4 protein-coding genes and 1 pseudogene are annotated in these 6284 nt (G+C 55.4%); all 5 read left to right on the top strand.

Going from position 1 to position 6284, the window contains the following annotated elements; genetic code table 11:
- Positions 1-254: 254 nt before the first annotated feature.
- Positions 255-520: pseudogene (locus tag J7E41_RS09940) on the top strand (recombinase family protein); the annotation flags it as partial.
- Positions 521-822: 302 nt separating this feature from the next.
- Positions 823-3792: an SDR family NAD(P)-dependent oxidoreductase gene (locus J7E41_RS09935; RefSeq protein ID WP_214992241.1), complete on the top strand. Its 2970-nt coding sequence runs from the start codon at positions 823-825 to the stop codon at positions 3790-3792.
- Positions 3793-3850: 58 nt separating this feature from the next.
- On the top strand, positions 3851-5200 hold the full coding sequence (locus tag J7E41_RS09930) for an ANL family adenylate-forming protein (protein WP_214992239.1): 1350 nt from the start codon (positions 3851-3853) through the stop codon (positions 5198-5200).
- 18 nt (positions 5201-5218) lie between these two features.
- A complete protein-coding gene (locus J7E41_RS09925; RefSeq protein WP_214992237.1) occupies positions 5219-5950 on the top strand; it encodes an SDR family NAD(P)-dependent oxidoreductase in 732 nt (243 codons plus the stop codon).
- Positions 5944-6231: a hypothetical protein gene (locus J7E41_RS09920; protein WP_214992235.1), complete on the top strand. Its 288-nt coding sequence runs from the start codon at positions 5944-5946 to the stop codon at positions 6229-6231. Before J7E41_RS09925 ends, J7E41_RS09920 begins: the two co-directional genes overlap by 7 nt.
- Positions 6232-6284: the final 53 nt, after the last annotated feature.

The following is a 6284-nucleotide window of genomic DNA, read 5'->3' as shown; positions in this document are numbered from 1 at the left end:
AACTTCTAACTCAGGACACTAGCTGACGTTCAGCATTTTGCTCCATCGTGCAGACCTGGATGTAGCCCACGCGTTGCCCTTGCATTTGTCTCGCGCCATAACTTTGTCAAGTGCTCTGATGGCTGGGGGCGCCGGTGAATCCAGAAGCGGGTCTATCAGCGTCTCACATTGAGAGTCCCCGTATTGCAAGCAGGCTTAGTGGCAGCAAATGCTACCTCTGATCATTAACCATTGGCCAAGCCTACGGAGGCACCTTGCAGGGACCACGTATCGGCTATGTCCGGGTCAGCAGTTATGACCAGAACCCGGAATGCCAGTTGCAACAAACCGAGGTGAACAAACTGTTCACCGACAAAGCCTTTGACAAGGATACCCAGCGTCGGCAACTGGAAGTCATGCGCGGCTTCGTCCGTGAAGGTGAGACGGTCGTGGTGCATAACATGGATCGCTTGGCCCGCAACCTGCGTGGCCTGCGCTGCCTAGCGCAAAGCTGACCAAGCGCGGCATGCGCATCAGGTTTGCCGTCGGCGAGCCATCACGGTAATTACCAGGCTTTCCTTCAAAATTCGATACACGCGCCCGCTTGGTCTCAGTTTTTGCGCCGGGCAGCGCAGATCATCCAGATTGTGGACCAAGCGATGCCCACTGCCCAGCCTGAAATATGTTCGAAAGTGAAGGCCTGTTTTTTTCTTGGTTATTTATTTGACAGCACGACTTCCTATGCATTAACTGATTCGGCCGGAACCCAATTTGCCTGATTATCTCCCCCTCATTAATATGGGGAAACACGGTCGGGTCTAACTTCACCAGCGAGGTGAAATAATGAGTCCCACGACCGATCTCCATGATAATTTCATTCAGCCCCTATCTGATCAGACTCATCTTGTACTACTGGTGTTATCGGCACCGACCCGAAACGCTCTTGAGGCCAGAATCGAGTCGTTGGTCCGAGACTTACTCGGCGCGCCTGATTTGCAGGCGATGAGTTACACCTTGTTGATCGAACCAGAACATTTCGCTCATCGTTGTGCGCTTGTGGTCCGGCATCAAGATGAAGCACTGCAGGCGTTGCGTGATGCGTTGGGCCATCGGGAGCACCGCTGTCTATTTTGCAACGAAGTGAGGCCGGATTTTTCGCCGATCCACTTGCTGGAGCACAACGGCCAACAGATGTTGCAGCAGGTGGTCAACGGCGATAGCTCGCTCGCTAAAATCGACTTGCTGGTTGCTCTGGCCGACTTATATTGTCAAGGCTACTCGCTGGCATGGGCACAATGCTTTGGCGCAAATCCTCCGCAATGCATTCCACTGTCTTCGCCCAACACGGCCTCCGCCACTGATGTAGCGCTTCACCCGCTGGTGCACCGCGATATCAGCGACCAAAAAGGCGTGCGCTACAGCACGACATTGAGTGGTGACGAGGCCTTCTTGCGGGACCATCAGGTCTGGGGGCGGAAGGTGTTGCCCGGTGTAGCCCAACTGGAATGGGCGCGCGCGGCGGCTTCTCTGGCCTTGGGTGATTCCCAGGCGAACCTGCAATTGGAACAGGTCACTTTCTTGCGCCCATTGATCGTGGACACGCCCCTGACGGTGCACATTGCACTAACCCTGGGAGAGAATGCGCGATGGGATTATCGGATTTTTCAACCAGCCAGCGAGGGTGAAACCGAAGATGTGATCTTTAGCCAGGGTTATATCCTGCCAGCAAGCGGAAAGGCCGCCCCACGGATCGATATTGAGAGTGTGCGTGAGCACTGTCTAAATAGTATGGAAGGGCCGACGGTGTGGCGCGAGTTTGCGCACCGCGGCCTGCAACTTGGACCAAGTTTCCAGGTGATCCATCAGCTTGACGTTGGCCACGGGATTGCGGTCGCTCGGGTCGAGGCTCGCCACAGTCTGGATGAAGCGTCGTCCTATCGATGGTGGCCCTTGTTAATCGACGCCGCAGCCCAAGGCGCAGCTGCGCGATTTGACAACAAGGAACTGGATGTGCCGTTCGCTGTGCAGGCGATACAATCATGGGGCGCGCTACCGAACCCACTATGGGCCGTGGTGCAGGAGCGAGATGACAGCAGCGACGCCGTGCGCAAGTGGGATGTTTCCCTCGTCGACAAGGGGGGCGTCGCGGCGTTCCAGCTTCGGGGCATCACCACTCGGGCCTACGCGCTGTCCCGCCGGTCTCATACGGTATTGGCAATACCACGATGGTTGCCAGTTGTGCTGCCTTTACCCAAAATCTGGTCCGAAGGCGAACATCACATACTGATCGTTGGGCGAAAGGGTCTCACGCCGGTCGCTGATCTAGTTGGGGATGCATCGGTAGCATCCTGTCACGTATTGCAGAACGATGGCGACGACATAGCGCAATGCTATGCAAGCTGTGCACAACAGCTGTTGGGCTGGCTAAAGACGATGATTGCATCGTCGCCGGGCTCGACACGGCTGGTGCAATTGGTCGTGCCTATCGACGGAGAAGGGGCGTTAATGCAGGGACTGGGCGGTATGCTTCGCGCCGCCCAAAAAGAGTATCCATGCTTGCATGTGCAGCTGATACAGGCGGATGCCGCGAACCTCACGGCCAACTCAATGCGCCGCGCCTCAGCCTTGGCCTTCCCGCTTCTGCGCGAAGTCGCTGACGGATGGCAATCACTGCGTTATGAGTCGATGGATGTGACATCCGATGCGCCTTCGCCCTTTCGCGAGGATGGCGTCTACTGGATCACGGGCGGCCTTGGGGGCCTGGGGCGGCTATTCGCCCAGGCGATCGCTCGGGAGCCAGGTCGTACCCGACTAGTATTAAGTGGTCGACACTTGCCGACGCCCGTACAAGAAGCGTGGCTCGCGCAACTACGCGCGGGTGGAACGACGGTGGAAACGCTGGTGGCAGACGTGAGCAGCGTTGAAGCGATGCGCGCGTGTGTTGAGCATATTCTTCAGCGCTTTGGCGCTTTGCATGGCGTAATTCATGCGGCGGGCTTACTCCAGGACAGTTTACTGACTAACAAGACGACTGGAGAATTGCACGAGGTGCTGAAACCAAAGGTAACCGGTCTCATCACATTAGACGAGATCACAGCGGATGTGTCGTTGGATTGGCTGGCAGTATGCTCGTCCACAGCCAGCGTGTGGGGCAATATCGGCCAAACTGATTACGCGGCGGCCAATGGCTTCATGGATTTTTTTGCGTCATACCGGCAGGCGCGCGTTATGAGGGGGGAGCGGTTCGGACGCATGGTAGCGATCAACTGGCCACTGTGGTCCGAGGGCGGCATGCGCATCGATGAGCGAGGCCAAGGGCGATCACGTCGAACATTGGACCTTGAGGCGCTGCCCACCGACCAAGGGCTGGCAGCATTGCGCCAGGCTCTATCGATTGATGCAACGCAGGTCGTCGTTCTGCATGGCGACCGCGAACGCCTGCTTTCTTCACTGACTGCGTTCAATGCCTCCCTTACCGTCAAAGCGGCGACCGTCTCCGAGAACGCGCAGCACGAAGACCTCGTGTCAGTCATTGAGCGCGCCATCAGCGAACACATGGCAATGCAGCTCGACACTCCCTTGGAGACGCTGGAGCCTGATGTACCCCTTGATGATTTCGGCTTTGATTCGGTAAACCTTACCATCCTCAGTAACGACCTCAATGCCCAGTATGGCCTGAATTTGAGTCCGACCGTATTCTTCGAAGCATCTACCATTCGCGGATTGGCTCTTCACCTGGCTCGGAGATATGGTGCCGCGTTCGAAAAGGCGCTGGCGCCGTTCCCGCCTGGCTCGGAGCTCCAGGACGAGTGACACGCGGACGGCCGTCGTCACAACGTGCATCACCATTCTTGCTTGAAGGAACTAAGCCATGTTGTTGGAGATGCTGTCGAACATTGAGACAAGTGAAAAGAACCACGAGGCAATTGTGCTTGGTGGGGAAACATGCCGATACCGCGAGTTGGAAACGATGGTGCGCCAATGGTTAGAGATGATTCCTATCCTGGGCATTTCACCCGGCCAATGCGTGGCCCTGACAGGGACCATGTCCATATCCATGATCGCGGCAATGATGGCGCTGGAGGAAGCCGGAAATATCGTGTTTCCTCTTGTTTCGGAACGGGACCTTGCATCCTCTATTGAAGAAGCGTACGTAGATTTCGAGATCCGCTTCGATGGCCGAACATTTAGCTGCAATCAGCGGGAACGGAAAAAACATAGCCAGTTGATCGAAAGTTTCTTAAGCCGTGAGGCCTCGTCCGGACTTCTGTTCCTCACTTCGGGATCGACTGGAAAGAAAAAAGTCGTGTTGCACGATTTCAGGCGACTGATCTCCAGTGTAAAGCAGGGAAACGGTAAGGCCTCGAGGATCATGATCTTTCTGATGCTTGACCACATCGGTGGCATGAACAGCCTTCTATATGCACTGTGCCACGGAGGAACTGCCGTCTTTGCGGGTGACCGTTCGGTCGGAGCGATTTGTAGCATGATCGAACAGTGCAAAGTCGAAGTGCTTCCGGCAACGCCTACCTTCCTGCGAATGATGGCCATATCGTTTTCATTGAAGAACTACGATCTCAGCTCACTGCATACCATTACCTATGGTACTGAGCCGATGCATCCTACTACGCTGCAGGCCACGAGACGGATGCTTCCCAGCGTCAAATTCAAGCAAACATACGGCATGACGGAAGCGGGTATCTTGCCGACCCAATCCAGAAACAGCGATTCAGTGTGGATGAAAATCGGTGGCCCACAATCACCGATAAAAGTCGTCGAAGGCGTGCTATGGATCAAATCTCCTGTTTCTATGATCGGCTATTTGAATGCTGCTTCTATCGTGGACGATCAGGGTTGGATCAACACGGGTGATCACGTAGAAGTCGATGGAGATTATGTGCATGTCTTGGGCAGGATCTCCGAGATTATCAACGTCGCTGGCGAAAAAGTTTACCCGCAAGAGGTAGAGAGCGTGATCCTAGGCATGGCCAATGTGGTGGATGTCACGGTCACCTCGCGCCGTAATCCTGTGACCTGTGAAGTCGTGGTAGCGCTGGTCCAAACCGAACACGAAGAGGACACGAAGCTGCTACAAAAGCGTGTACGCACACATTGCCAGCAGTCGTTGCGGCCTTTTCAGGTTCCGGCCATAGTGATGTCGACCACTAAGGCACTTTATGGGATTCGGTTCAAGAAGATCCGTGGGATCGACGCGTCGTAAGCTCAAGAGGAGCCCATCATGGAGCACATCCCCATAACACTCATTAGTGGTGGCGGCAGGGGGCTAGGGCAATGTCTGGTCGAAAGCCGCCTGGCTGCGGGAGACATCGTTGCGACGTTCTGCAGGCATGAGACGGATTTCATCGCTCAAATGAGGGCGCGGGAAGCCTCAAGCGGCCGATTTTATTGGGAGGCATTGGATGCTACGCGAATGGACGACGTTGTGGATTTTGTTTCCCGCGTCCACCAAAAGTTCGGGCGAATCGATCATCTCGTCAACAACGCGGGTGTTGGCGTGGACGGCTTGCTCGCCACTAGCTCTCTCGCCGACATCCGCTATGGCATCGAGCTCAACTTAATGTCGGCGATCGTGCTAACTCGGCAATGCATCAAGAGCATGTTTATCAACGGACGCGGTTGCATCATCAATATATCCTCGATCAACGCTTTGCGTGGGCACAGTGGGCTGTCTGTCTACAGTGCGACGAAGGCAGCACTCGACGGCTTTACCCGCAGTTTGGCCAAAGAGGTGGGACAAAGAAACATCAGGGTCAACGCCCTGGCCCCCGGGTATTTCGCCAGCGACATGGTTGGGCATCTCGATGCGCGTGACGTGAAGCGGATTGTGCGCAGAACACCACTGCAACGGCTGTGCTCGTTGAATGATCTGGCAGACGCTGTGACTTTTCTCATCAACGCGAAATTCGTGACAGGACAGACCCTCGCGGTCGACGGTGGCTTTTCATGCTAAACCAATCCGAAGACCGTGTGCGGAACGCCGTCGTCGAGAGCCTTAAGATTGCATGCAATGACGACGGCGATAGGCTCGCAGATTTTTCCATCGAAAGGGATGGTGACATGCTGCTTGTGGATCAGCTTGCCTTCACGTCTATGCAGCTCGCAGTTGTTTTGGCCCAGTTGGAACTCGAACTCGGCTTCAATCCGTTCGACAGGAACGGATTGAACGTGACGGATATCCGAACGGTCAACGACCTTTGCCTGGTTTTCATGGAGCCGCTGCATGCTCGTTAGAACGCGTGATGTCTTGTCGCGGAATATCCGGTGACAGGCACTAAAAATGGGGA

The sequence above is a fragment of the Pseudomonas fluorescens genome (genome assembly GCF_018614655.1).
Classification (GTDB): Bacteria; Pseudomonadota; Gammaproteobacteria; order Pseudomonadales; family Pseudomonadaceae; genus Aquipseudomonas; species Aquipseudomonas fluorescens_BX.
The sequence above is the reverse complement of the archived record's forward strand: the minus strand, read 5'-3'. Positions and strand labels throughout refer to the sequence as shown.

What these genes read in the sequence shown, in the direction of transcription:
- J7E41_RS09935 (WP_214992241.1), top strand. Translation starts at nt 823, where the DNA reads ATGAGTCCCACGACCGATCTCCATGATAATTTCATTCAGCCCCTATCT.
- J7E41_RS09930 (WP_214992239.1), top strand. Translation starts at nt 3,851, where the DNA reads ATGTTGTTGGAGATGCTGTCGAACATTGAGACAAGTGAAAAGAACCAC.
- J7E41_RS09925 (WP_214992237.1), top strand. Translation starts at nt 5,219, where the DNA reads ATGGAGCACATCCCCATAACACTCATTAGTGGTGGCGGCAGGGGGCTA.
- J7E41_RS09920 (WP_214992235.1), top strand. Translation starts at nt 5,944, where the DNA reads ATGCTAAACCAATCCGAAGACCGTGTGCGGAACGCCGTCGTCGAGAGC.